Source organism: Asticcacaulis currens (genome assembly GCF_028550395.1).
Lineage (GTDB): Bacteria > Pseudomonadota > Alphaproteobacteria > Caulobacterales > Caulobacteraceae > Asticcacaulis > Asticcacaulis currens.
The window spans coordinates 141320-165421 of the sequence record NZ_JAQQKW010000009.1 but is presented as its reverse complement, the minus strand read 5'-3'; the positions used below and the strand labels follow the sequence as shown (position 1 = coordinate 165421).

Below are 24102 nucleotides of genomic sequence, written 5' to 3'. Positions count from 1 at the left end.
GCGATCAGGTTCTCCGGGATACCGCACAGGCCAAAGCCCCCGGCCATCACCGTCATCCCGTCAAACGTCAGCCCCTCCAGCGCACTCTTCGCGTCCGCATATATCTTCGACGGCATCGGCCTCTCCCGTTCGCGTATCTGATGAAGGCTAGACCGAAACGCTACCCCCTGTCATGCGTAAATTGCCGCAATGCAGCAGGTTTTAGCGGGTGGTCTGCAAATAGGGTTTCAGCGAGGCGTCGGCATCAGCAATGACGCTGTCTTCCACCGCCACGGCCTTATGAATCAATTGCTTGCCTGCCATAAAATCTGCCGGGCGATTGACGCTTTCGACGCAGATGACCTGCTGGCTATCGTTCAGGTGAAAGACGCTGAACGCCCCTGTCGCCGGATCACCGCGCGTGATCAGTTTGGCACCGGCGCGCGTTAGGCCCGCGATCTGGAGCTTGTAGTCGTACTGATCGGACCAGAACCACGGCACTTCGGGCGGCGGGGCCTTGAAGCCGGTGATGGCGGCGGCGGCCTGCTTGGCCTGCTCCAGCGCGCTCGGCACGCTTTCCAGCCGATAGCGGCCCTCGTACCACGGTTTGACCTCGCGCGAGGTGACGTCGCCGATGGCAAACACATCTGCGGCCGAGGTGCGGGCTTGGTGATCGACGACGATGCCGTTTGCACACGTGATACCGGCGGCTTGCGCCAGATCATCGGCGGGCAGGGCCCCGATCCCGACCAGCAGCACATCATATTCATGCACCGCGCCATCGGCCATATGCACGCGGCGCAGATCACCGTCGGCACTGACGCGCACCACTTCGGCTCCGGTGATCAGATTGACGCCGTTATCGCGGTGGATGCGCGTAAAGGCCTCCGACAGGACAGGTGAGGCGACGCGCGCCAGAATGCGGCTTTCGCGCTCAAACACCGTCACCGCGCTGCCCAGCTTGCGCGCGGAGGCGGCGACTTCCAGCCCCACATAGCCCGCACCGATCAGGCCGATGCGTTGCCCGGCCCTCAAGTGCGGCTTGAGCCATTCGGCATCGGCAATGGTGCGCAGCAGGTGATAGGGCGTCGCCTCGGCACCGGGGCAACCAAAAGGCCGCGCCTTTGAGCCGCTAGCGATAATCAGGTGCTCATAGCCGACGGGTTCGCCATCAATGGTGACGGTCTTGTCCTTCGTGTCGATGGCCTCGACGCGGCGCTCAAGCCAGACGGCAATATTCGCTTCGTCGTAGAAGTCCTGCGGCCGCAGATAGAGGTCGTCGCCCGACGCCTCGCCTTTCAGCCAGGCCTTCGATAGGGGCGGGCGCTGATAGGGCAGGTGCGGTTCATCTCCGATCAGGGTGATCGGACCTTCGTAGCCGTACTGGCGCAGGAAGGCCGCCGCCGATCCGCCGGCATGGCCCGCCCCGATGATGACGACGCCCGCGCTCATGTTTTACAGGTCGCCGGGGACGGGCAGGCCGTGCTGCACGCAGGCCGCTTGCAGGGTATTGTTGAGCAGGCAGGCAATGGTCATCGGACCCACGCCCTTCGGCACCGGCGTGATGGCCGTGGCCCGCGGCAGGGCGGCGTCGAAATCGACATCGCCCACGATCTTGCTTTTGCCCTCGACCTCGATGCGGTTGATGCCGACGTCGATCACATAGGCCCCGTCCTTCACCCAGTCGCCCTGAATAAATTTCGGGCGCCCGACGGCGGCGACCAGCACATCGGCGGTGCGGCACAACTCCGGCAGGTTGGTGGTGCGTGAATGGGCGATGGTCACGGTGCAGTTTTCATTGAGCAGAAGCTGGGCCATGGGCTTGCCCACGATGTTGGAGCGCCCGACGATCACGGCATTAAGGCCCAACAGATTGCCGTCACCGTGCGTTTTCAGCGCGTCCTTCAGCAGCATCAGCGAGCCCAGCGGCGTGCAGGGGACAATGGCATCGAGGCCCACCGCCAGACGCCCGGCATTCTGCACATGGAAGCCGTCCACGTCCTTCAGCGGGTCGATGGCGTCGATGACCTTTAGTGACGACATATGCGCCGGCAGGGGCAGTTGCACCAGTATGCCGTTGACGCTGCTGTCGGCATTCAGTTCGCCGATCAGTTTAAGCAGATCGGGCTCGGTGGTGTCCGCCGGCAGGACGATGGTGCGGCTTTCCATGCCGACGGCCTTCGTCGTCTCGCCCTTGTTCTTCACATAGATCTGGCTGGCCGGGTCTTCGCCGACAATCACCACCACCAGACAGGGCGTCAGGCCGTGTTCGGACTTCAAGGTCGCCACGCGCCCGGCGATGCGTTCGCGCAAACCTTTGGCGTAGCCGAAGCCGTCGATAGTATTGCCGCGCGTGCTCATGGGAACCCTCTGGAGCCGTTGGAATTTCGCGGCTCAATTGGCCTGTTTTGCTGCCGAAATCAAGGTCTCCAGCAACGGTTTCAGCGTTTGCGACAAAGGCCGGGCGCGTTGCGGGTCGAAACGGGTGGGATCGTTCATGTCGAGATAGCAGCTTTGCACGATCTCGATTTGCAGCGCGTAGATGTGGTCTTCGGGTCGCCCGTGGCCGCGCGTGGTGAAGCCGCCCTTGAAACGCCCGTCGAGCACGCTGGTCCAGTCGGTCGTGCGCTGCATCCAGCCTTGCAAGGCCTCGATCACCATGGGTGGCAGGGTACGCCCGCTGTCGGCCCCGAAGCTGAGGTCGGGAAGCGCGCCGTCAAACAGCAGCGGGATGGACGGGCGGATCGAATGGGCGTCGATCAGCAGCGCAAAGCCGTGGCGCTGGCGCGTCGCCTCCAGAACCTCTTCCAGTCGGGCGTGATAGGGAAACCAATACTGAAAACGCCGTTGTTCGGTCTCGGCGAGGCTCGGTTCCTGCCCTTCGAGGTAGATGGGGTTGCGGTCGAAATCGCTCAACGGGCACAGGCCAGTTTCAAACATCCCCGGATAGAGGGGCGAAGAGTGCGGATCGCGGTTGAGATCGACCACATAGCGCGAATGGGTGGCAAACAGGGTTGTCGCCTCAAGCTCTGCCGCAAAATCGTACAGGCGATGGACGTGGAAGTCCGTCTCCATGACCGATAAACCAACGGGATTGAGTCGGGCCGCAATATCCGGCGGCAAATAGGTTCCGACGTGCGGCGCGGCGATGACCAGCGATCCGTGGCGTTCGGTCAGGGTGAAGAGGTCCGGAGACGGGGGCGCACTCATGATCACAGTTGAAACGAGGTGTGCCCGCCTGTCAACCGCAGCGACGGTCGGCAGGCTTTTTACGACCCTGCCTATTGTGAAAGGGTACCGAACGCCCCTATCTTTTGACGACGATTGCGGAGACGGCGCGTGGATACGGGATTACTGCTGAATGTGTTTGTGTTTCTGGCGGCGGCCTGTCTGGTCGTGCCGCTGGCGGCGCGATTCAAGCTGGGGGCGGTGCTGGGCTATCTGATCGCCGGTATCCTGATCGGGCCGTCGGGTCTGGGCTTTATCGACCGCGTCACCTCGACCATGCACTTTGCCGAATTCGGCGTGGTGATGATGATGTTCCTTATCGGCCTTGAGCTTGAGCCCGCGCTTTTGTGGCGGCTGCGGCGCACCATTGTCGGCATGGGCGGGCTTCAGGTGGTGTTGTGCTCGCTGGCGCTGATGGGGGCCATTCTGGCGCTCGGCCGGTTCGGCTTTAATCTGAGCTGGGAGACGGCACTGGCCATCGGCATGGCGCTGTCCATGTCGTCCACGGCGCTGGTGCTTCAGATGCTGGAAGAAAAGCATCTGATGCAGACCCAGGTTGGCGAAACCACCTTCTCCGTCCTGCTGTTTCAGGACATTGCCGTCATCCCCATCCTGATCATCATTCCGCTTCTGGCAGCCGGCGGCGGGCAAGCCCCGGCCGCGCATGGGGCCAGTCTGGTGGAAAACCTGCCGGTGTGGGCGCAGGCGCTGGCAGGTCTCTCCACCATCGCTATGGTCATTGCGGGCGGGCAGCTTCTGTCGCGCTACTTTCTGCCGCGTATCGCGCGTACCAATCTGCGCGAAGTGTTCACGGCCACCTCTCTGGCGCTGGTGGTCGGGGTGACGCTTCTGATGCAACTGGTCGGCGTATCCCCGGCGCTGGGGGCGTTCCTGGGGGGCGTGGTTCTGGCCAACTCTCCTTATAAGACGACGATTGAAACCGACATCCAGCCGTTCAAGGGGCTGTTGCTTGGCCTGTTTTTCATCTCCGTCGGCATGGGCATGGACGTCGATCGCCTGATGACCCAGCCGGTGCAGCTTATGCTGGCGGTCTTGGGGCTGATGGCTATCAAGGGTCTGATTCTGTACGGTCTGGCGCGGCGGTTCGGCATGGACAATATCGCCGGGTCGGGGCTGGCCCTGTCTCTGGCGCAGGGTGGCGAGTTCGCCTTTGTCCTCTTTCAGTTGTCGGGGCAGTTAGGGCTTCTGATGCCCGATCTTCGCCGCTTCCTGACGCTGGTGGTAGCTATTTCCATCGGCATCACCCCCATCTGTCTTGAGCTGTTTACGCGCTATGTCGTGCCGCGTTTCCTCACGCTCCTGCCCGAACGCGCGCCGGACGCCATCGAAGAACGCAACAGCGTCATCATCGCCGGGTTTGGCCGCTTCGGTCAGATCATCGGGCGCTTCCTGCGCTCGCAGGGGGTGACCGTGACCATTCTGGAGAACAATCCGGACCAGATCGAGCTTCTGCAACGCTTCGGTATCAACCGCGCCTATTTCGGTGACGCCACGCGGCTGGACGTGCTGCGCAGCGCCGGGGCCGATCAGGCGCGGATGCTGATCGTCGCTATCGACGATGCCGAAGGCGCGGTGAAGATTGTGCAACTGGCCAAGGAAAACTTCCCGCACCTCAAGGTGTTCGCGCGGGCGCGCAACCGTCGCCACGCCTATGAGCTGGACCGGGCGGGGGTGGACTACTACCACCGTGAGACGCTGGATTCGTCGATGGCGGTGGCGCGCGAGGCCCTGATCAGCATGGGCGCGCCCAAGGCCCAGGTCGAACGCCGCGCACAGGCCTTCCTGCAGCACGATATCGTGACGCTGCGAAAATCCTTCGCGTTCTTCGATTCCGAGCCTGACCTGGTCAACTTCACGCGCCTGAGCCAGAAGGAACTGGAGCGCATCCTGACCGACGACGAGTCCGACAGCGCCGAAGCGTCCAAGACGGCTTAAGTGGAGCAAATCCAATAAGAAAAATCACAGCACCCTGCCATAAGCGGGGTGAGAGGATTGGAGCGAAGCGACTAGCGACCAAGCGGGAGCGCAGCCTGCGCGGCGCCAAGAGGCGAAGCCTCTGAGCGCAAACTCAAAGATCATTTTCGAGTTTTAAGAGAAAACGAGGAAATGGTGGACGCGACAGGGATTGAACCTGTGACCCTTCGCGTGTGAAGCGAATGCTCTCCCGCTGAGCTACGCGTCCATCCAAAGCAGGGAGCGCGCTTATTAGTCGCTGCGCGCCGCCCTGACAAGAGCTTTTATCGCAGGATAGAGGCGATGGCTGTGGGCAGTTCGTCGAAATGGTCGATCAGGGCGGCCGGTGACATCGCCTCCATCGGCGTATCGCAATAGCCAAAGCTGACCAGCACACAGGGGACGCCTGCGTTTTGCGCCGTCAGATAGTCGGTTTCGGAATCGCCGATCAGCAGCATCTTTTCCAGCGGCAGATTGAGATCGTCGGCGCAGGCCCTCAGGTGACCGGCATCAGGCTTTTTGAGCGGCACACTATCTGCCCCGCGTACCGAGCCGAAGCGCCCGATCAGGCCGAGCCTGGTCAGCAGCAGTTCCGACAGGGCCGTCGGCTTGTTGGTGCAGACGGCCAGCGTCGCCCCGGCTGCGCTCAGTTGATCCAGAGCGGCCTCAAGCCCCGGAAAGGCGTGGCTTTCCTGATCAATGCGCTCGCGATAGAGGTCGAGAAAGCGGCCGACCATGGGCAGTTCGGCCTCTTCGCTTAAGGGGACATTGGCCGCCGCAAAGCCGCGCTGGATTAATGAGCGCGCCCCGCGCCCGACCAGACTGCGCGCCGCTTCGTAAGGGAAGGGTGGCACGTCGTATTCGGCCAGAATGGCGTTCAGCGTGCCGATAATGTCCGGCGCGGTTTCCACCAGCGTGCCATCGAGATCGAAGGCGATACCGAATCCGCTGAGGTCGGGAAGGGTCGTCATGGGCAAAATCGCTCCGGCGGGTGTTTTTCGCGTTCAATTCGCCCGTGCTTTGGTCTAAATCGGGCCAAACGGCAACAGGTGAATCACGACAATGAGCCAAAACCGCAAACGCGCCGCCATTATTCTGGCGGCTGGGCAGGGCACGCGCATGAAATCGACGCTGCCCAAGGTGCTGCACCGGGTGGCCGGTCGGGCCATTATGGACCTGGCGATCGACGCGGCCGAAGGGCTGAACTGTGAGCGCATTATCGTCGTGGTCGGGGCCCATTCGCCGCAGGTGGGCGACAGCGCGCGTCAGCGTGTGGGGGCCGACAGCGTAGTGGTGCAGGACCCGCCGCTGGGGACGGGTCATGCGGTGCTGGCGGCCAAGGCGGCGCTCAGCGATTTCGATGGTCAGGTGGTGGTCTCCTATGCCGATTGTCCGCTGATCGACACGCATACGCTTAAGACCGTTTTCGATCTGGCCGAGGCCGCCGATCTGGCGGTGCTGGGCTTTGAGGCCGCCGATCCGGGCGCCTATGGCCGTCTGGTCATCGAAGGCGCGGACGACCTCAGCGCCATTGTCGAGGCCAAGGAGGCGACGGCAGAACAACTGGCTATCTGCGCCTGTAATTCCGGCGTGCTGGCGGCGGATCGCGCCACCCTGTTCGCCCTGCTCGATGAGGTGAATAACGACAATGCCAAGGGCGAATATTACCTGACCGACGTGATAGGCATCGCTAGGGCGCGCGGGCTGAAACCCAAGGTCTGCTTCGTGGCTGAAGAGGATGTCACGGGCGTCAATTCTCAGGTCGAACTGGCGGCCGCTGAAGCCATCTGGCAATCGCGCCGCCGCAAGGCCCTGATGCTGAACGGCGTAACCATGCCCGCGCCGGAGACAGTCTTCCTGTCGTGGGACACGCACATCGCGCCGGGCGTGGTGGTCGAACCCAATGTCGTCTTTGCCCAAGGGGTGAGCATCGCCTCAGGGGCGGTGATCCGCGCCTTTTCGCACCTTGAGGGGGCTAGCGTCGCCGAAGGGGCGCTGATCGGTCCCTATGCCCGTCTGCGTCCGGGGGCCGATATCGGCAAGGATGCGCATATCGGCAATTTCGTCGAGGTGAAGAACGTCAGGATCGGTGAGGGGGCCAAGGCCAATCACCTCAGCTATCTGGGCGACGGTGAGGTCGGCGCGCAGGCCAATATCGGCGCGGGCACCATCTTCTGTAATTATGATGGATATTTCAAACACCGCACGGTGATCGGCGAAGGGGCCTTTGTCGGCTCTAACGCCTCGCTGGTCGCGCCGGTGACGGTAGGGGCCGGGGCCATTACCGGGTCGGGTTCGGTGATCACAGAGGATGTGCCGGCCGACGCCCTGGCCTTCGAGCGTTCGCGCCAGACCGAAAAGGCCGGATGGGCCAAGGCCTTCCGTGAACGCAAGGCGGCGGAAAAAGCCGCCCAAAAGAAAGGTTAAGTCATGTCCGCCGATACGCAGAAACAGGCCGCCGGGCTGGCCGCCATTGACCATATCGAAAACGGCATGAAGGTCGGGCTCGGCACCGGCTCAACGGCCGCCTGGTTCGTCAAGGCGGTGGCCGATGCGGTGCAGGGCGGCCTGAAGCTGACGCTCGTTTCCACCTCGAACCAGACGACGCATCTGGCGCAGTCTCTGGGGCTGGAGATCAAGGATATCAACGATGTGGGCAAGCTGGATGTCTGCGTCGATGGCGCGGACGAAATCGGGGCCGGGCTGGCCCTCATCAAGGGCGGCGGCGGGGCGCTTTTGCGGGAAAAGCTGATCTGGGAAATGGCCGACCGCTGCATCGTCATCGCCGATGCGGCCAAGCATGTGGGCACGCTGGGGGCCTTTGCCCTGCCGATCGAAGTCGAACCCTTTGCCTATAAGGGCACGATCAACCGCATCTGCGACGTGCTGAGCGAGTTTGACATCGCCAAATTGCCGGTTTTGCGGAAAAAAGGCGGTGAGCCCTTTGTGACCGACGGCGGCAATCTTATCTTTGACGTGCCGTGCGGGGCGATCCCTGATCCTACCGGACTGGCCAGCGCGCTGAAAGCCACCACGGGGGTCGTCGATCACGGACTGTTCCTCGATCTGGCTGACATTGCGCTGATCGGCACCGATAGCGGCGTCGATATCCTCCATCCGTAAGAAAGCGCGACATGTCCACATTCGACTATGATCTTTTTGTGCTGGGGGCTGGCTCCGGTGGGGTGCGCGCGGCGCGTCTGAGCGCGCAACTGGGCCTCAAGGTCGGTGTGGCCGAAGGCGACAAGCCGGGCGGCACCTGCGTGGTGCGCGGCTGCGTCCCCAAAAAGTTCATGGTCTATGCCTCCGAAGTGCCGGAGCAGGTGGCCTATGCGCGCGGCTTTGGCTGGGAGGCGCAGACGGGCCGCTTTGACTGGACCAAATTCCGCAATGCCAATCTGGCTGAGGTGTCGCGCCTGTCGGACATCTATGCCGCCAATCTGGTCAAGGCCGGGGCGGACCTGATCCCCGCCTGGGCGAAACTCACCGGGCCGCATACGGTGCACCTGACGCCGACCAATGGCGACGCCCCCTATGAGGTGACGGCGAAGACCATCTTAATCGCCGTCGGGGGGCAGCCCTTCGTGCCGGAAGCGGTGGAGGGGCATGAACTGGCCATTACCTCCAACGAGATGTTCCTGCTGGATAAGCTGCCGAAATCCATCGCCATTGTCGGTGGCGGTTACATCGCCGTCGAATTTGCGGGCGTCATGAACGGCTTTGGCGTCGATACGCATATCCTCTATCGCGGCGATCAGATCCTGCGCGCCTTCGATCAGGAGGTGCGCGAGCACCTGACTCAGGAGATCGGCAAGAAGGGCATCAAGGTCATGTGCCACGCCGATCCTAAAAAGCTGGAAAAAACCGATAAGGGTATAAAAATTACCCTGACCGACGACACCGAATTGACGGTCGATCAGGTGCTCTATGCCACCGGTCGCCGCCCACACACGGAAGGGCTGGGCCTGACCGATGTCGGGGTCGAACTGGACGGCGACGGGGCCGTGGTGGTTGACGCCTATTCGCGCACCGCGGTTGAGCATATCTTTGCCGTAGGCGACGTCACCAATCGCTGCAACCTGACGCCCGTCGCCATTCGCGAGGCCGTGGCCTTTGTCGAGACGGCCTTCAAAGACAATCCGACGGCCTATGACTACGCCAATATTCCGACGGCGGTCTTTTCGCAGCCGCAAATCGGCACGGTGGGCCTGACCGAACAGGACGCCGTGGCACGTGGTATCCGGGTCGATATCTACACGGCGCGCTTTAAACCGATGAAAACGGCCTTCGTGGCCGGTGAAAGCCGCACCCTGATGAAGCTGATCGTCGATCACAAGACCGATGTGGTGCTGGGAGCGCACATGGTGGGGCCGGACTCGGCGGAAATCATCCAGATGGCCGGCATCGCCGTGAAGGCCGGCCTGACCAAGGCCCAGTGGGACGTGACCTGTGCCGTCCACCCAACAGCGGCGGAAGAGTTCGTCACCTTACGCGATAAGCGGATGGCGTAACTGCTTCTATACCTTCCCGGTTTATCGGAGAGGTATAGTTTTAGTTGATTGCGCGTCTGTCTTATTTTTGCACCAAATCGGGTGTACCGGCGGCTGTCCACGACAAAAGATTGCAAAATATGGCTCCGGCTGACACCTCCAAATTCCAGTTGCCGTCCTATACCGGTGTGATCATGGGGATCACGCTGGTGTTTCTGGCCCTCTTCACCTACGCCGGGCCTCTGGGCTATGCCCTGACGGCGACCTTCGGGGGCCTGCTGCTGCTCGGTTACTGGCGGCAGGTGCGCTGGTTCGGGTGGGTGGGCCTCACGCTCGGCCTGCTTCTGATCTGGCTGGTGTCGCGCTCGACCCTGCTCTACGACCTCCACAGCGGGGCGGATTTCAGCCGTTACAAGACCTGGGAAGATCAGGAATGGCTGAAAATCATTCTGGAGCCCCTGTGGTACGGGGCGTTTATTCTGGCCGCGTGGGCGATGAAACCCAGGACGGCGTCCGGCCTGATGACGGGCCTGCTCTATGCCTATATCGGCCTGTGCGCCCTGATCATCGTCGATGCCCTGTCGGGAGCACGCCTTTATCAGGTCCTGTCGGCCGCCCTCTATAAGCCCATCCGGCCCGACCTCGCCATGGTCAAGGTGTCGCTGGCCACCTATGCCTTCGTGCTGCTCTACTGGCCGCTGATGCTGGCCGGGAGGGATAAGCCCACTTTTTTCAAGGCCGTGGCGCTGGCCGCCTGCGTGCTGGCCCCGCTGGTGACCGATGCCAATGCCCCGACTCTGGCGCTCATCGTGTCGTTCGCCGTCTTCTGGATCGTGCGGCGTTTCCCGGTGGTCGGCGGTCTCAGCATCTATAAAATCATGGCGACCCTAGTGGGGTTCAAAATCCTGTTTACGCCGTTGATTATCGACACGATCCGCCGTCTGGGGCTGGGGGACGATGTCCGGCGGATTCTGCCCGCCTCATGGGACGCCCGCCTCGATATCTGGGAATTCGCCGCACAGAAAATCCTGCAAAAGCCGTTTCTGGGTTGGGGTTTCGATTCCAGCCGCCACTTCGGCAAGCCCATCCCCCTGCACCCGCACAATATGTCGATTCAGGTCGGGCTTGAGCTCGGCTATATCGGCCTGTTCCTGCTGGCGGCCGTGTGGGTGCTGCTGATCCTGCGCATCGGGCGCGGGGCACCTGAGGTACGCGAAGGTGGTTTCACCGAACTGCGCGATCTGACGGAGGCTGGCGAAGCGTTACAAACCGATCCGCGCCCCTATGCGCTGGCGGCCCTGTCGGCGGTATTTGTCATCGCGCAACTCAGCTTTGGCATCTGGCAGGAATGGTGGCTGGCCCTGATGGCGCTGGTGACGGCGATCTATCTGATGGCGCGTACCGCCTCACAAAAAGACTAAAAAACGGCGTGTAGTTGCGGAATATACTATAAAATACTGTGTTCTCAGCGGTTTTGGCAGATTTCGACGATTGTTGATATTGAGTTTGCTTCGGCCTCCGCTTAAATAGCGCCCATGAATAAGTCCTGGTCTCCCCATAGCTGGCGCGCGCGCCCCGCGCTCCACATTCCTGACGATTACCCCGATGCGGCGGCGTTACGTGCCGCTGAGGCCGAAATCGCCACGCTGCCGCCGCTGGTCTTCGCCGGTGAAGCCCGCCGCCTGACCTCTGCGCTGGGTAAGGTCGCCAATGGCGAAGCCTTCCTGTTGCAGGGCGGCGACTGCGCCGAAAGCTTCAAGGAGTTTTCGGCCGACAATATCCGCGACACCTTCCGCCTGATCCTTCAGATGGCCGTGGTGCTGACCTTTGCCGGCGGCAAGCCGGTGGTCAAGCTGGGCCGCATCGCCGGTCAGTTCGGCAAGCCGCGCTCCTCGCCAGTGGAAACCATCGGCGATGTGACCCTGCCCAGCTATCGTGGCGACAATATCAACGGCATGGAATTCACGCCGGAAGCGCGCATTCCGGACCCGCAGCGTCTGGTCAAGGCCTACCATCAGTCGTCCTCGACCCTGAACCTGCTGCGCGCCTTCGCTAATGGCGGCTATGCGGACCTCTACAACATCCACAAGTGGACGCTGGGCTTCGTGTCCGGTTCGCCGCAGGGTGAGCGTTACCGCGAACTGGCCGAAAAGATTTCCGAGACGCTGAACTTCATGTCGGCCATCGGTATCACTTCGGACAAGGCGCAGGAAATCCGTCAGGTCGATTTCTTCACCTCGCATGAAGCGCTGCTGCTCAATTACGAGCAGGCCCTGACGCGCGTCGATTCGACTTCCGGCGACTGGTACGACACCTCGGCCCACTTCCTGTGGATCGGTGAGCGCACCCGTCAGCTCGATGGCGCACACGTCCACTTCATGCAGGGGATCAAGAACCCCATCGGCGTCAAGTGCGGTCCGACGCTGGAACCCGACGATCTGAAGCGTCTGATCGACGCGCTCAATCCGGAAGGCATTCCGGGCCGCCTGACCCTGATCGGGCGCTTCGGTTCGGACAAGGTGGCTGAGCGCCTGCCGCGTCTAATGAAGGCGTCGCGCGAACACGGTGTGCCGGTGGTGTGGTCGATCGACCCCATGCACGGCAATGTCATCAAGGCGGCCAATGGCTACAAGACGCGCCCCTTCGACCGCATCCTGTCGGAAGTGCGTTCCTTCATCGACATCGCGGCGTCAGAGAACGTTCATCCGGGCGGCTTGCATCTTGAGATGACCGGTCAGAACGTCACCGAATGTCTGGGTGGCGCGCACGCTCTGAGCGAGGACGAACTGAGCCACCGCTACCACACGCACTGCGATCCGCGTCTCAATGCCGATCAGGCGCTGGAACTGAGCTTCCTCGTGGCCGAGCGTCTGCAAGGCCTGAAAGACAAGGTGACCAAGGCCGCTTAAGCCTGACGTTGCGTGGACTATGAAAAGGACCGCTTTTGCGGTCCTTTTTTTGTGCTGGCCCGCTGACGTGTCTTGTCAGCAGATACGGGATCACAGCGTTGATGCGGTAAGCGAAACCGGCTACAGGCGGGGGCATGACCAGAGCCCTCTACACCGCCGCCTTCAAGGAACTGATTCATCTGTCGTGGCCGGTGGTGGGGTCGCGTCTCGGCTTCATGCTGATGGGGCTGATGGACACGCTGATCGTCGGGCACTACAGCGCGGCGGAACTGGGCTATCATTCGCTGGCCTGGGCCCCGACCTCGATCTTCCTCGTCACCTCGATTGGCCTGCTGGTCGGGATTCAGGTCAAGACGGCCCACTTTATCGGGGCGGATGAGCCGCACCGCATCGGGCCGGTGTTTCAGCGCGGCATGGTCTATGCCATCATCCTTGGTCTTTTCGCGGCGTTGGTACTGTTCCTCGCCGGGCCGGGACTGCTGCATCTGGCCGTTAAGCCGGACATGGCTGATGGCGCGTCCGGCCCTCTGCTGGTCTTCGCCCTGTCCATGCCGTTTTACATGATCGCCGTGGCGGGATCGGAATTTCTCGAAGGCCTGGGGCGGACGCGTCCGGGCCTTATCTTCACCTGGGCGGGCAATGTCATCAATGGTGTACTGTTGCTGCTGCTGGTGCCGGGCGTCGTCACCCTTCCGGGCATCGACAGCGACGGGGCGATGGGGGCGGCGCTTTCCACCCTGATCGCGCGCGCCTGCGTCATGGTGGCGCTGATCGTCTATGTCCTAACGCTGCCGGGCATTGCGCAATATGGCCTATTGAAGCGGCACACACCTGACCTGCAAGGCGGGCGGGAACAGCGTCAGATCGGCTATGCGGCCGGGGCATCCTACTTCATCGAGGTGGCGGCCTTTGCCGGCATGACCCTGTTTGCCGGGCGCATTTCGCAAGAGGCGGTCGCCGTTTGGGCCATTGTGCTCAACTTTGCCTCCATCGTCTTCATGGTGCCGATGGGGCTGGCTATCGGCTGTTCGGTGCTGGTCGGGCGCGCCTATGGGGCCGGGGACATGCCGGGGCTGGCGCGTATGGGCCGGGTCAGTTTTTCGGCGGCGGCGGCCTTCATGATGGGCGTCTGTCTGGTGGTGCTGATCGGGTCGCAGTGGATCGCGGCGGGCTATACGTCGGACGACGCCCTGCGCAGCGGAGTGCAGGCCGCGCTTTTGCTGTCCTGCCTGTTCTTTGTGCCCGATGGTGTGCAGGTGGTGACGGCCCAGGCACTGCGCGCTCGTCAGGACGTCGTGGTGGCACCGGTGCTGCACTATATTGCCTACGGGCTGGTCATGCTGCCGGTGGGGTATCTACTGGCCTTGCACGCAGGGCAGGGGGTGCCGGGTCTGATCTATGCGGCGGCTTTGGCCAGTTGGGTGTCGGCTACCTTGCTTCAGGCGCGCTTTATGTGGCTGGACAGGAAGGCGCTGGCGAGCCTCAAGCCCGCGGGCCCCACAGAATAAGTCCGGCCCCGATCAGGCAGACCAGCAAGCCCGACCCGTCCCACAGGTCGGGTTTTTGCTTTTCGATCAGCCACATCCAGCCGAACGAGGCGGCGATGTAGATGGCCCCATAGGCGGCGTAGGTGCGTCCGGCGGCCCCGTTTTCGGGCAGGGTCAGGAGCCACGCGAAGGCCATCAGGCACATCAGGCCGGGCACCAGCCACAAAGGCGACTTGTGCAGACGCAGCACCGCATAGAGGCTGAAACAGCCGCCGATTTCGCACAGGGCGGCCAGCGCATAGATGAGCAGGGTCTTCATACCCTGAGCCTGCCCGATCAGACCCCCAAAATCCACCCTTCTTCGCCCAGCGCGATGGCGGCTTCGTCGGCGTTGAGGTGGGCCGGGGCGGCGAATTTGGCCGCCAGCGCATCCTTGTCGTCCAGTTCCGCCAGAGCCGTGGCGGTCAGGCGCACCTGCGTCGCGTCCTTGACTTCGCCGGGTTCCGCAATGCCCGGATAGAGGGACGGATAGATTTCGGCCAGCACGGTGTTCACGCCGTCCAGCGTGTCTTCGTTCAGCGCGCCAAAGCCGGTGTCAAACGGCCAGATGACCGCCTTGCCGTCGAGGGCCGTCTTCACCGCGCGCACCGCCGGGATCCCCAGCAGGGTCTGACCGCCAACCACGCCCGCACCGTGCATCTGCCACACGCTCTTGGCCTGAGACGATTTGCCGAGCTTGCGTGCCGCCTCTTCGGTCAGGCGAAACTCCGGGAAGTCGCCGTAAGAGGCCGGTTTCAGCGTCGAAAGCCACTTTTGCGCCGCGCTCTTGGGGCACCCCCAGAAGGGATAGGCCTCATCGGTCATCAGCCGGTTCATCTTGGCGGCGACGGCAAAGCGGTTATTGGTGTTGTCGGGCTTGTCGACGACGTTTTTGACGACGAAGTCCCACATCTGGGCCCAGCCCTCAAGGCCGAGCCTGGCCGTCGTGCCGCGCGGGAAGCCGAAATTGAAGTCGAAACCCACGAAAACCCGGTCGCCGCGCTTGTGCAGATCGGCGAGGAGGGTCTTCAGAAGCGCTACGGCTTCGGCGCGGGTCGCTGGATTATACCCTTCGTAGGACAGACGAAAACGCACGTCGCGCTTCATCACGCCGATCCATACCGAAGACTCGCCGGTCTTCTTGCCCTCGGCGGCGCTCCAGTCAACGATCACATAGGCTCCGAATAGACGCGCCATAGGGCTACTCCGATGCGGGGTAAACAATCGGGCGCTTTTAGCCCAAGGTGGCGGCGCGGCCAAACCCTAAACTGTGCATTGTCGCCGCGAATACCGCTTTTATGGTTACACTCAGACGGAAATCCTGTGTACAACGAAGGCTGTATATTGGCTTGCAAGGGTGTGAAGCTCATGACCGTCCTACGCGCAGGGGTCGCCGGTGCCGGCGTTTTCGGGGGGTATCACGCCAACAAGTACAAGGAGGCCGAAGCGGCCGGTCGTGTACGCTTTGTCGGCATCTACGATCTCGATAAAGCGCGCGCGGAAGCCGCGGCCGAAAAGCTGGGGGTCAAGGCCTTTGGCGGCGATGAGTTCGAGGCCTTTCTGGCAGAACTGGATGTCATTACCGTGGCCGTTCCGGCGTTCGCTCACGCGGAGGTCGCCCTGAAGGCGCTGGCGGCGGGGGTGCACACCTATGTCGAAAAGCCGCTGGCCATCACGGTTGAAAGCGGTGAAGCCATGGTCGCCATGGCCGCCGAAAAGGGCGTGGTGCTGGCCTGCGGGCATCAGGAGCGCGCCGTGTTTGAAGCCATGGGGCTTTACGCCGTGCCGGAACGCCCGCTGCGTCTGGAATCTGTGCGCAATGGCACGGTTTCGACGCGCAATCTCGACGTGTCGGTGGTGCTCGACCTGATGATCCATGACCTCGATCTGGGCCTGACGCTGGCAGCCGGTGAGGCGGGCGGTATGGAGGTTTCGGCGCGGTTTCGTGAAGCCCCCGGCTATCGGGCCGTGGGGGCGGATGAGGCCGCGGCGGAGATCAAGTTCGACGATGGTTTCGTGGCGACCTTTGCGGCATCGCGCATGTCCGAGGCGCGCGAACGCACCATGCGGCTGGTTTATCCGTCGGGTGAGGTGTTTATCGACCTGCTGAACCGCAAGTTTGAGAACGGCACGCCGTTCGACCTTAACCCGGACTTTGCGCAGGCCGATATTGCGCGTGACCCGCTGGGCACCAGCGTGTTTCGCTTCCTCGATACGGTGGCCGGGCAGCGCGACCGCCCTCTGGCCTCGGGCGAAGAGGCGCTGAAGGCCTTGTGTCTGGCGCTGGCGATTGATGATGCGGTGTCGGGTAAGGACGCGGCTTAGGCTGAATTTTACCGGCTTTTGAAAATTACGGCAAAGGCCAGCACGGCATAGCCTGCGCCCATCAGCACATATTTGTACTGGGTCATGAACTCGACGCCTTCGCCCTCGAACGGGCGGAAATAGCCGATCAGACTGGCGAACACGAGGCTCACCGAGATCAGGAACAGCAAGATTGTCGTTGCCGTCAGTTTCATGAAATACCCGCGCGTTTACCCCGGTTCCGCATTCTATCCGCAGTTATTCAAACATTTGTGATGAGATCAATGGGGCATTAAGGATTTTTTTGCGGCGTTGCACCGAAGTCGGGAAGTGGCGCGCATCCGTTCCCGTGTCGGGCGAAAAATGCAACCGTCGGCGCCGTCTTTACAACGCCGGACGCAGGAACAGCAGTTCGTGCAGCACTACCAGACAGGTAAAGACCGAGGTGGCCACCATGACGCGGAGTACCCCCAGTTCCGACGGTTCGAAGCGTACCCGCTTCTGGGCGATGGCGACGAAGGGCAGGATGGAGGTGGTGCGGATAATCGCGCGATAGGCTTCGCCGTACTGCGTTTCCCGCTTTCGGTCGATACTGTTGGCCCCCAGGAGGCTTAACGCCAGAAGCGTACCGAAAAAGACCCAGGCCGCCAGAGTGCCGGTGGTGATCAGGTGCGTGGCCGACAGCAGCGCGATTCCCGCCAGCACAGGATGACGGCTGATGCGGATGATGCCGCTGACCGGACGGTCGGGCATCCGGCGCAACGAGCCCAACGCCGTCGGGCTGGGGCTCAGAGTGCCTACCACAATCAGCATAAGGCTGACGAAATTGACCCCAAAGGCAAGAATTTTCAGAACAAAAGGCGCCGACCACAGGTGCAGGTTGGCCGGGTCGCCGCGCGAGTCGTAATAGGCGGCGATCATCCAGAAGAACCCCATCGCCGACAACAGGCTGAACAGGATGAAATAGGTGCGGGCACCGATGGCACCGATCATCTGCTGACGCAGATCGGAGCCGGATACCAGAATATGAATCAGGATGAAGAAGGCGCAGGCCAGAGCCAGGGTCCACATAGGTAAATTCGCCTTACAGGTACTGAATCAGCGGGGAATTGAGCACATCACCGTCCTTCGGGGCGGGCTTGGGGGCCGGCGGCGGAGTGTCGTCTTCGTCTTTGGTGTCAGGACGGTGATCGTGCAAAGGCGGCTTTGGTGCAGGCTCCGGTGGAGGTGGCGGGGCCGGCGGCGTCAGTTCTTTTTCGATTTCGGCCAGGGGTTTACGGATAATGGCCTCGACATGATAGAACCAGCGGCGCGCGGTTTCCATGGCGGCTCGCGGACCTTCGGCGCGCGCCGTCAGGGCGTCATTCGGGTCCCACAGGACCAGCTCGAAATCGGGCTTTGACGGGTCGTTGAACATCAGGCGGATGGTGACGCGATCGACCTGCGGTGCAATATCGTCGAACATCTTGTGCGCGCCGCCCCGAATGATGCGGGCGGAGACCTTGTTGTTGACGAACACCTCCATGCCGATCATTTCGGCCATGGTGTATATACGGGTCGGCAGCTTACCAAATTCACGCACGATGACGCAGCGATTGCCGAGATAGGAGAGGGCGGCGGCGGCTTTGCGCGCCGGCTCGATGGACACGACGTCGGCCTTGCCGCCATTCAGGGCCTCGGCCACCTCGTCTTCAAGTTTCCTGGGGGCTTCGACGCGCGAATCCCATATCCGGTACAGGATAAGCAGGATGGCCAGGGCGGCTGCCGTCAGGATGATAATGGTCGGCAGATACTGGTTCACGGCGCTTGCGTTCAACCCCCAAATACGAACTGTCAGCGCATATTAACCACGAATTGGCGCAGCCGTTAAGAGCCCGCACGCCACAGGTGTGGATTTAATCGTGGGCAGGCGGGGGCATGTGTGGCTCAGATTGTGCCGGGCGGGCCGGTGGCGCCTTTGGGCCCCCACGTTTGATGACGGAGTCGATGTGCGACAGCCATTTGCGCCCCAGTTGCACCGCTTCGCTGGCGGTTTTGGGGTAGGCGGAGTGGGTCGTCAGGTCGCCGAACAGGGTGATCTCGAACTCCGGCGTTTCCAGATCGTTGAAGATCAGTCGCAACACCACACGCGAGGCCCCCGGATAGGTTTCTTCGAGGACGCGGCGCGGTTCACCTTTTTGCGTGCGGGCGACGACGCGCTCATCGACGATCAGTTCGGCCCCTTCGATCTCATCGAAACTGAAGACCAGACCGTGCCGCCCCAGATTCCACAGTATGGCCAGATCGCCGTGTGTGAAATCGAGGCCCGCTGCCTTTTTCGTACCGGTGTCGAACAGGATGGCGTCCGGGGCCTTGCCGATAGCCGCAGTCAGGCCGCGCGTCAGGCGACGCGTGCTCTCATACCACCACAGGGCCACTGACGCGACGAGGGTCAGGAGCAGGCCCGCAAAGGCAAACCACAAGATGACGCGGAAGGCTTCTTCCATCACACCGTTTCATGACCGATCATATGCTTAATCAGTCCTTACCGGTATCGGGTTAAGAATAGGTATAGTGCCTGCTAAACGTCCAGTTCCACGCCTACCGGGACGTGGTCCGACGGTTTGGCCTCATTGTGGGTGCGACCGCGGGCGTGCTTGTGGATTTCAAAGCCTTTGAGGCGGTCGGCGGCCTGCGGCGACAGCAGGTGGTGGTCGATGCGGATGCCCTCATTTTTCTGCCACGCCCCGGCCTGATAGTCCCAGAAGGTGTAGCGGTTGCCTTCAGGCGGCAGCAGGTCGCAGGCATCGCTGTAGCCGAGATTTTTCAATGATTGATAGGCGGCGCGCGTCTCCGGCTGATAAAGCGCGTCATCCAGCCATGCCGATTCGCGGTAAAGGTCAGCCTTGGTCGGGATCGTGTTGAAATCGCCCGATAAAATACTGATCTCTTCAAAGGCCAGTATTTCTTTCGCGCGCGCCTGCAAGCGCTTGTACCAGCGGTGTTTATAGGGGTATTTGTCGGTGCCGATCGGGTTGCCATTGGGCAGGTAGATCGAGGTGACGCGCACCGGCACCGGGCCATCGACCACGGCTTCGATATAGCGCGACTGCTCGTCCTCTGGCTCGCCCGGCAGGCCGCGCACCACATCTATCAAGGGGTGCTTGGACAGCAGGGCCACCCCGTTCCACGTCTTTTGCCCATGCACAGCGGCATTGTAGCCCAGCCGTTCAAAGGCCTCATAAGGGAACTTTTCATCGAGGCATTTCAGTTCCTGAAGGGCACAGACATCGGGCTGCGTCTCCTCGAACCACTCCAGGATCAGGGGCAGGCGCGCATTGACCGAATTGACGTTGTAGGTGAAGATTTTCATGCCGGACCCTGATGGTACCAACGGCCGAAGATGCTGAGCGCATCCGGCCGTTGAAGAAGCGATAATTTCCCATATGTATCAGCAATATGAGAAATTCTCGAATGGAATACCAAGAGTCATTTTCAATGACTCTTGGTATGAGTTATTGAACGCTTCCTACCCCGCTTTGCCGCGCGCCGCTACAGTTTGGGCTGTGGTTTTTTCGGCCCCTTGAGGAAACGCGGCAGGGTCACGCCCTGCGGTTTCAGAGTGTATTTCAGCTTATCGGGCCTTGGCGGGGTCAGAAAGCTGTCGTCCGGCGTGAAGGCCGGAATATTGGGGTGCAGGCTGATGCCCAGCTTGCGAAGCTGTGTCACCGGGTGCTCAAGCTGGGCCAGGCTTTGCACGCTGGTCTGATAGCCGGACTCCACCGCCAGATCATAGGCGTGCCATTCGCGGATTTCGACGCCTTCGGGTTCGGGAATGATCAAAAGGTCGCAGGCCAGACGGCTCTGTTCCAGATCGGCCGCCGTGGTGATGGTGGCCGAACGCATCAGGATGGAGACGATCGGCGGCCCTTTGCGCCAGTCGCCTTTGAGGAACCAGGTCGGCAGGCTTTTGGGGACGTGGACGCTCTTGGGGTCGATGCCCTTGGCGCGCGTCACATCGACGCCGATGACCGTCCCCAGATGCGAATTGCGCATCATCAGGGCCGGGAAGGAGCGCATCACCGCCCCATCGACCAGCACCTGATCGTCTTCGACCACGGGCGGCATGACGCCCGGCAGGGAGATGGAGGCGCGCAGGGCCTGACGCAGGCGACCGGTCTTGTGCACCTTGATGGTACCGGAGGTCAGATTGGACGACAGGCAGAAGAAGGGCAGGGGCAGGTCTTCGATCAGCACATCGCCAAAATGCTGCTCCAGCCGCTGATCGACCTTGCGCCCGCCGGTCAGGGCGACAAACGGGAAGGTGACGTCATCCAGTGGCGAGGAGACGACAAAGGCCTCACGGATGTGGGCGTCGATTTCGGCGTCGGACCAGTCGAGCGCCACGCAACCGCCGATGATCGCCCCCATGGACGAGCCGCAGATAAAGTCGATGGGGATATGGGCTTCGCGCAGGGCCTGCACCGCGCCGATGTGCGAAAAGGCGCGCGCCCCGCCGCCGGAAAACACCACGCCGATGGAATGGCCGGTGACGATGCGGGCGATGCGCGCCGCGTCGGGCAGCGAGTGTTCGCCGACGTGGAACCAGCGCGCCGGTTTGAAGGCGTCGAGCCAGTCGCGCGTATGGGCTATCACCTTACGCCCGTCTGCCTCCTGCGCCTGAATGAGGATCAGATCGGGCGCGCGTTGCAGGCCCAGCGGATCGAGCAGTTGCGAGTCTTCGAGGTTCAGCGTGCTGGCCGGCAGGCGCGCCGGGTCGCTGTGGTGGCGCTGCGAATGGTGGCGGGCGTCGGCGATCCAGAAGGTGTGATCGACCTGACGCGAACTGAGCAGCCGCCAGTGGCTTTCCGGCTTTTCGGCAACGTGCAGCACGTAGTCGTTGTGCGCCTCGGCCTCGGCAAAAATATCGGCCCCGGTGCCGTGGTGATCCTTGTCGAGCACGGCGACGCGATAACCCAACGCGCGTACCTGTTCGGCGATGCATTCGACCAGCGGGCGGATGACAATGTCATTGAGCGCAAAAAAGGCGAAGACATTCGGGGTGTTGTGGCGGCGGCCTTCGCGCGGCGTGCCGGAGCGGGCGCGTTCGATCATCTGCTTCGACAGGGCCAGCAGGACGTCCGGCGCGGCTTCGATGGCCTCGAGGAAGTCGGCCTTGGGCAGGACCATCAGCTCGCAGTCGCGCAGGGCAATGACGGTCGAGGTGTGCGGCGTGTCGGCGATCAGCGACATTTCGCCCACCGGCTCGCCCGGCTTGATCACCCCGATCAGGTGCAGCCCCTGATGATCGTCGTCGTGGCGAAACACGCCCATGCGGCCGCTGCGCAGCAGGTAGAGGTGATCGGACTCGTCCCCGGCGCTGAACAGGCGTGTGCCGCCGGTCAGGGTGATCCAGCTGGCGGCCTTCAATCCTGTCGGTGTGTTGAACAGTCGGGCGAGGGCGGCTTCGAGAGAGGTGTCTTCCGCCATGCGGGTGGCCTTGAATTATGAGTCTCTTGCCCATAGATAGCCCCGGCGGGCGCTGTTGCCAATGTGGTTAAAAAGCTGAGCGCATTCCAAAAAGTGTGCAGCGGTTTTTGGACTCAAATGCGCGATCAATAATGAGGCCAAGCCTATGAGCGTTAATCTGGTCAAGCTGTGTGTAGGGGCCGATACGGTTGATGATTTGCGGCGCTGGGAGCAGGGGCACAGGACCCGCACTATCCACACGCGCCAGACGCCCAAACGCGCCGAAGAACTGCTCGATGGCGGGTCGCTCTACTGGGTGATCAAGGGCGTCATTCTGGTGCGGCGGCCGATCGTGGCCATCGACACGGTTGAGGGGGACCTGCCGCAATGCCTGATCACGGTTTCGACCGAACACATTCTGACCGAGCCGCAGCCGCGCCGTCCGTTTCAGGGCTGGCGCTATCTGGAGGTCAAGGATACGCCGCGCGACCTGCCGCAGGGGGCGGGAGGTGAGGCGCTTCCGGCGGACCTGATCGCCGCCCTTCGCGACGCCGGGGCGTGGTAGGTTCTTAAACCCTTATACCGCGATATTGTCGATCAGGCGGGTCTTGCCCAGCCACGCCGCCGCCAGAAGGCGCAGGTTTGGCGTCTGTGCGTCGGCCATAGCCAGCGTATCGGCGTCGCGCAGTTCCACATAGTCCACCGGGCCGAAACCGGCGGCCAGCAGGTTGGCCTTCGCCGCATCGAGCGCCTTTTCACGGTCGCCACCTGAACGCACCGCTTCAGCCACGGCGTTCAGTTCGACGATCAGGCGCGCCGCCGTCTGGCGCTCATCGGTGCTGAGATAGGCGTTGCGCGACGACAGGGCCAGACCGTCGGCTTCGCGCACGGTTGGCATCCCGACGACATTCACCGGCAGATCGAGATCGCGCACAAAGGTCTTTACGACCTGAAGCTGCTGGTAATCTTTTTCGCCAAAGACGGCGACGTCGGGTTGCACCTGATTGAACAGTTTCATGACCACGGTGGCCACGCCGTCGAAAAACTGCGGGCGGAAGGTGCCTTCCAGTTCGCGCGCCGGGCCTTCGACGTGCACGCTTGAGGCAAAGACGGCGGGGTACATCAGATCAACGCTCGGCAGATAGAGCAGGTCCGCCCCGACGCTTTCCAGAAGCTGCGCGTCCTTGTCCTCGGTGCGCGGATAGCGGTCGAAATCCTCATGCGGCGCAAACTGTTTGGGGTTTACGAAGACCGACACCACCACCACGTCGCTCAAGGTTTTGGCGTGCCGCACCAGCGCCAGATGCCCTTCGTGCAGGGCGCCCATGGTCGGCACAAAGCCGATACGCAGCCCCTTGTGGCGAAAGCCGGAAACCGCGGCGCGCAGGGCGCTCAGGTCGCGGACGCGGAGCAGGGGGGAGGCAACGGAAGCGGGCATGGGGCATTAACCAAAATTACTAACGACGATTTAAACGGCTTGTGAGAGGATGGTTCTATGTGCTCTCTCTTTTCCGTTTCAAGACTGGCTCTGCTGACCGTCGTCTGCCTGGCGGCCGGGCTGTCGGGGTGCGATAGGCCTAAGGGCGACGGCAAGTATTTCCAGCGGATGGCCGCGCGTTTAGCGGAAATCGACATCGAAGGAAAGGGTGACCAAGCGTCATCCGCTTCGGAGTCGGCTTCTTCGGCCAAGCGGGACGAACCGATTCAACTGGCTTTTGAGACGGCCAAGGAACTGACCACGGGCAAGGACGGCTTGCTGGCCGCCGTGCCGAAGGACGCCGCCGGTAATCTGATCCGTGTGGTCAATCCGCTGGATATGGACCGCCCGGACGCCGCCACGCCGCTTGATACGGGCGTTACGGCTTCTGCGACCACGACATTGGCCCAGACGCAGACCCCGACAGAGCTGCCGGTAAAGACGGTGCCTGAAAAAGGCGCGAAAGCCCTGGTGCTCAAAACCGCGGCTAAGCCCGCCGATAACGGTATCGGGCAAATGGTCCGCAGCGTTCAGGTGGGGTCGTTCAGCTCGCGCGCTGTGGCCGAAGCGGCGTGGCACGACCTGCGCGCCAAACATCCCGGTCTTGATAATTTCAAGCCGATCCTGCAACCGGTCACCGCCGCTAACGGGCAGGCGCTGGTGCGCCTGCGCATCGGACCTGTGAACTCGCCCGAACAGGCCGAGCGTCTGTGCAGCCAGCTCGACATACAGGATGCCTGGTGTCGTAAGGCGGGATAGCGGCGTTC

At 62.2% G+C, this 24102-nt stretch carries 24 protein-coding genes and 1 tRNA gene; 10 read left to right on the top strand and 15 right to left on the bottom strand.

The window, feature by feature from the left end:
• The 4 genes from PQU94_RS14905 to PQU94_RS14890 form a co-directional block, all read right to left on the bottom strand.
• A partial coding sequence (locus tag PQU94_RS14905; RefSeq protein ID WP_303651482.1) for a CoA-transferase occupies positions 1-116 on the bottom strand: 116 nt, incomplete at its 3' end.
• An 85-nt stretch (positions 117-201) separates the two neighbouring features.
• Entirely contained in the window at positions 202-1431 is a 1230-nt protein-coding gene (locus PQU94_RS14900; RefSeq protein WP_272742226.1) for an NAD(P)/FAD-dependent oxidoreductase, read from the bottom strand.
• A 3-nt stretch (positions 1432-1434) separates the two neighbouring features.
• Positions 1435-2340, bottom strand: coding sequence for a bifunctional methylenetetrahydrofolate dehydrogenase/methenyltetrahydrofolate cyclohydrolase FolD (gene folD / locus PQU94_RS14895; protein ID WP_272742225.1), 906 nt, complete (start codon positions 2338-2340; stop codon positions 1435-1437).
• Positions 2341-2373: 33 nt separating this feature from the next.
• The gene (locus PQU94_RS14890) at positions 2374-3189 is read right to left on the bottom strand and encodes an N-formylglutamate amidohydrolase (RefSeq protein ID WP_272742224.1); all 816 of its coding nucleotides are present in this window, start codon (positions 3187-3189) and stop codon (positions 2374-2376) included.
• A 129-nt stretch (positions 3190-3318) separates the two neighbouring features.
• On the opposite strand from PQU94_RS14890, the gene PQU94_RS14885 reads away from it, so the two are divergent.
• Positions 3319-5163, top strand: coding sequence for a monovalent cation:proton antiporter-2 (CPA2) family protein (locus PQU94_RS14885; protein ID WP_272742223.1), 1845 nt, complete (start codon positions 3319-3321; stop codon positions 5161-5163).
• 172 nt (positions 5164-5335) lie between these two features.
• Here the strand turns inward: PQU94_RS14885 and PQU94_RS14880 are convergent.
• Both PQU94_RS14880 and PQU94_RS14875 read right to left on the bottom strand, forming a co-directional pair.
• A tRNA-Val gene (locus PQU94_RS14880) sits at positions 5336-5410 on the bottom strand.
• 55 nt (positions 5411-5465) lie between these two features.
• A complete protein-coding gene (locus PQU94_RS14875) occupies positions 5466-6152 on the bottom strand; it encodes an HAD-IA family hydrolase (protein WP_272742222.1) in 687 nt (228 codons plus the stop codon).
• 91 nt (positions 6153-6243) lie between these two features.
• Between PQU94_RS14875 and glmU the strand changes: the two genes are divergently transcribed.
• From glmU to PQU94_RS14845, 6 genes are all read left to right on the top strand, one after another.
• Entirely contained in the window at positions 6244-7608 is a 1365-nt protein-coding gene (gene glmU / locus PQU94_RS14870) for a bifunctional UDP-N-acetylglucosamine diphosphorylase/glucosamine-1-phosphate N-acetyltransferase GlmU (RefSeq protein ID WP_272742221.1), read from the top strand.
• A gap of 3 nt (positions 7609-7611) precedes the next feature.
• Positions 7612-8304: a ribose-5-phosphate isomerase RpiA gene (rpiA, locus tag PQU94_RS14865; protein ID WP_272742220.1), complete on the top strand. Its 693-nt coding sequence runs from the start codon at positions 7612-7614 to the stop codon at positions 8302-8304.
• Between the two features lie 11 nt (positions 8305-8315).
• The gene (gene gor / locus PQU94_RS14860; protein ID WP_272742219.1) at positions 8316-9692 is read left to right on the top strand and encodes a glutathione-disulfide reductase; all 1377 of its coding nucleotides are present in this window, start codon (positions 8316-8318) and stop codon (positions 9690-9692) included.
• Between the two features lie 119 nt (positions 9693-9811).
• On the top strand, positions 9812-11092 hold the full coding sequence (locus PQU94_RS14855) for an O-antigen ligase family protein (RefSeq protein WP_272742218.1): 1281 nt from the start codon (positions 9812-9814) through the stop codon (positions 11090-11092).
• A 114-nt stretch (positions 11093-11206) separates the two neighbouring features.
• The gene (locus tag PQU94_RS14850; protein WP_272742217.1) at positions 11207-12580 is read left to right on the top strand and encodes a class II 3-deoxy-7-phosphoheptulonate synthase; all 1374 of its coding nucleotides are present in this window, start codon (positions 11207-11209) and stop codon (positions 12578-12580) included.
• A gap of 134 nt (positions 12581-12714) precedes the next feature.
• The gene (locus tag PQU94_RS14845) at positions 12715-14088 is read left to right on the top strand and encodes an MATE family efflux transporter (RefSeq protein ID WP_272742216.1); all 1374 of its coding nucleotides are present in this window, start codon (positions 12715-12717) and stop codon (positions 14086-14088) included.
• Here the strand turns inward: PQU94_RS14845 and PQU94_RS14840 are convergent.
• On the bottom strand, positions 14063-14386 hold the full coding sequence (locus tag PQU94_RS14840; protein ID WP_272742215.1) for a YnfA family protein: 324 nt from the start codon (positions 14384-14386) through the stop codon (positions 14063-14065). The two genes, PQU94_RS14845 and PQU94_RS14840, sit on opposite strands and share 26 nt — an antisense overlap.
• A gap of 17 nt (positions 14387-14403) precedes the next feature.
• Complete coding sequence (locus PQU94_RS14835; RefSeq protein ID WP_272742214.1) at positions 14404-15303, bottom strand: cobalamin biosynthesis protein CbiG; 900 nt, start codon at positions 15301-15303, stop codon at positions 14404-14406.
• Positions 15304-15474: 171 nt separating this feature from the next.
• On the opposite strand from PQU94_RS14835, the gene PQU94_RS14830 reads away from it, so the two are divergent.
• On the top strand, positions 15475-16431 hold the full coding sequence (locus PQU94_RS14830; protein WP_272742213.1) for a Gfo/Idh/MocA family protein: 957 nt from the start codon (positions 15475-15477) through the stop codon (positions 16429-16431).
• Positions 16432-16439: 8 nt separating this feature from the next.
• Here the strand turns inward: PQU94_RS14830 and PQU94_RS14825 are convergent, their stop codons facing one another.
• The 6 genes from PQU94_RS14825 to PQU94_RS14800 all read right to left on the bottom strand — a co-directional run bounded on the left by PQU94_RS14825 (position 16440) and on the right by PQU94_RS14800 (position 21879).
• Positions 16440-16625, bottom strand: a complete 186-nt coding sequence (locus PQU94_RS14825) for a hypothetical protein (protein WP_272742212.1) — start codon at positions 16623-16625, stop codon at positions 16440-16442.
• Positions 16626-16794: 169 nt separating this feature from the next.
• On the bottom strand, positions 16795-17481 hold the full coding sequence (locus tag PQU94_RS14820) for an NnrU family protein (RefSeq protein ID WP_272742211.1): 687 nt from the start codon (positions 17479-17481) through the stop codon (positions 16795-16797).
• Between the two features lie 13 nt (positions 17482-17494).
• Complete coding sequence (locus PQU94_RS14815; protein ID WP_272742210.1) at positions 17495-18211, bottom strand: hypothetical protein; 717 nt, start codon at positions 18209-18211, stop codon at positions 17495-17497.
• 94 nt (positions 18212-18305) lie between these two features.
• Positions 18306-18896 carry a hypothetical protein gene (locus PQU94_RS14810; protein ID WP_272742209.1) on the bottom strand — a complete coding sequence of 197 codons (591 nt, stop codon included), beginning with the start codon at positions 18894-18896 and terminating at the stop codon, positions 18306-18308.
• Positions 18897-18970: 74 nt separating this feature from the next.
• Positions 18971-19762: an exodeoxyribonuclease III gene (gene xth / locus PQU94_RS14805; protein WP_272742208.1), complete on the bottom strand. Its 792-nt coding sequence runs from the start codon at positions 19760-19762 to the stop codon at positions 18971-18973.
• A gap of 179 nt (positions 19763-19941) precedes the next feature.
• The gene (locus tag PQU94_RS14800) at positions 19942-21879 is read right to left on the bottom strand and encodes a patatin-like phospholipase family protein (protein WP_272742207.1); all 1938 of its coding nucleotides are present in this window, start codon (positions 21877-21879) and stop codon (positions 19942-19944) included.
• Positions 21880-22024: 145 nt separating this feature from the next.
• Here PQU94_RS14800 and PQU94_RS14795 point away from each other — a divergent pair, with 145 nt between their 5' ends.
• Complete coding sequence (locus tag PQU94_RS14795) at positions 22025-22423, top strand: DUF1489 domain-containing protein (RefSeq protein WP_272742206.1); 399 nt, start codon at positions 22025-22027, stop codon at positions 22421-22423.
• A gap of 12 nt (positions 22424-22435) precedes the next feature.
• On the opposite strand, the gene panC is transcribed toward PQU94_RS14795, so the two are convergent.
• A complete protein-coding gene (gene panC, locus PQU94_RS14790) occupies positions 22436-23296 on the bottom strand; it encodes a pantoate--beta-alanine ligase (RefSeq protein WP_272742205.1) in 861 nt (286 codons plus the stop codon).
• 57 nt (positions 23297-23353) lie between these two features.
• On the opposite strand from panC, the gene PQU94_RS14785 reads away from it, so the two are divergent.
• The gene (locus tag PQU94_RS14785) at positions 23354-24094 is read left to right on the top strand and encodes an SPOR domain-containing protein (protein ID WP_272742204.1); all 741 of its coding nucleotides are present in this window, start codon (positions 23354-23356) and stop codon (positions 24092-24094) included.
• Positions 24095-24102: the final 8 nt, after the last annotated feature.

What these genes read in the sequence shown, in the direction of transcription:
- PQU94_RS14900 (WP_272742226.1), bottom strand. Translation starts at nt 1,431, where the DNA reads ATGAGCGCGGGCGTCGTCATCATCGGGGCGGGCCATGCCGGCGGATCG.
- folD (WP_272742225.1), bottom strand. Translation starts at nt 2,340, where the DNA reads ATGAGCACGCGCGGCAATACTATCGACGGCTTCGGCTACGCCAAAGGT.
- PQU94_RS14890 (WP_272742224.1), bottom strand. Translation starts at nt 3,189, where the DNA reads ATGAGTGCGCCCCCGTCTCCGGACCTCTTCACCCTGACCGAACGCCAC.
- PQU94_RS14875 (WP_272742222.1), bottom strand. Translation starts at nt 6,152, where the DNA reads ATGACGACCCTTCCCGACCTCAGCGGATTCGGTATCGCCTTCGATCTC.
- glmU (WP_272742221.1), top strand. Translation starts at nt 6,244, where the DNA reads ATGAGCCAAAACCGCAAACGCGCCGCCATTATTCTGGCGGCTGGGCAG.
- rpiA (WP_272742220.1), top strand. Translation starts at nt 7,612, where the DNA reads ATGTCCGCCGATACGCAGAAACAGGCCGCCGGGCTGGCCGCCATTGAC.
- gor (WP_272742219.1), top strand. Translation starts at nt 8,316, where the DNA reads ATGTCCACATTCGACTATGATCTTTTTGTGCTGGGGGCTGGCTCCGGT.
- PQU94_RS14855 (WP_272742218.1), top strand. Translation starts at nt 9,812, where the DNA reads ATGGCTCCGGCTGACACCTCCAAATTCCAGTTGCCGTCCTATACCGGT.
- PQU94_RS14850 (WP_272742217.1), top strand. Translation starts at nt 11,207, where the DNA reads ATGAATAAGTCCTGGTCTCCCCATAGCTGGCGCGCGCGCCCCGCGCTC.
- PQU94_RS14845 (WP_272742216.1), top strand. Translation starts at nt 12,715, where the DNA reads ATGACCAGAGCCCTCTACACCGCCGCCTTCAAGGAACTGATTCATCTG.
- PQU94_RS14840 (WP_272742215.1), bottom strand. Translation starts at nt 14,386, where the DNA reads ATGAAGACCCTGCTCATCTATGCGCTGGCCGCCCTGTGCGAAATCGGC.
- PQU94_RS14835 (WP_272742214.1), bottom strand. Translation starts at nt 15,303, where the DNA reads ATGGCGCGTCTATTCGGAGCCTATGTGATCGTTGACTGGAGCGCCGCC.
- PQU94_RS14830 (WP_272742213.1), top strand. Translation starts at nt 15,475, where the DNA reads ATGACCGTCCTACGCGCAGGGGTCGCCGGTGCCGGCGTTTTCGGGGGG.
- PQU94_RS14825 (WP_272742212.1), bottom strand. Translation starts at nt 16,625, where the DNA reads ATGAAACTGACGGCAACGACAATCTTGCTGTTCCTGATCTCGGTGAGC.
- PQU94_RS14820 (WP_272742211.1), bottom strand. Translation starts at nt 17,481, where the DNA reads ATGTGGACCCTGGCTCTGGCCTGCGCCTTCTTCATCCTGATTCATATT.
- PQU94_RS14810 (WP_272742209.1), bottom strand. Translation starts at nt 18,896, where the DNA reads ATGGAAGAAGCCTTCCGCGTCATCTTGTGGTTTGCCTTTGCGGGCCTG.
- xth (WP_272742208.1), bottom strand. Translation starts at nt 19,762, where the DNA reads ATGAAAATCTTCACCTACAACGTCAATTCGGTCAATGCGCGCCTGCCC.
- PQU94_RS14800 (WP_272742207.1), bottom strand. Translation starts at nt 21,879, where the DNA reads ATGGCGGAAGACACCTCTCTCGAAGCCGCCCTCGCCCGACTGTTCAAC.
- PQU94_RS14795 (WP_272742206.1), top strand. Translation starts at nt 22,025, where the DNA reads ATGAGCGTTAATCTGGTCAAGCTGTGTGTAGGGGCCGATACGGTTGAT.
- panC (WP_272742205.1), bottom strand. Translation starts at nt 23,296, where the DNA reads ATGCCCGCTTCCGTTGCCTCCCCCCTGCTCCGCGTCCGCGACCTGAGC.
- PQU94_RS14785 (WP_272742204.1), top strand. Translation starts at nt 23,354, where the DNA reads ATGTGCTCTCTCTTTTCCGTTTCAAGACTGGCTCTGCTGACCGTCGTC.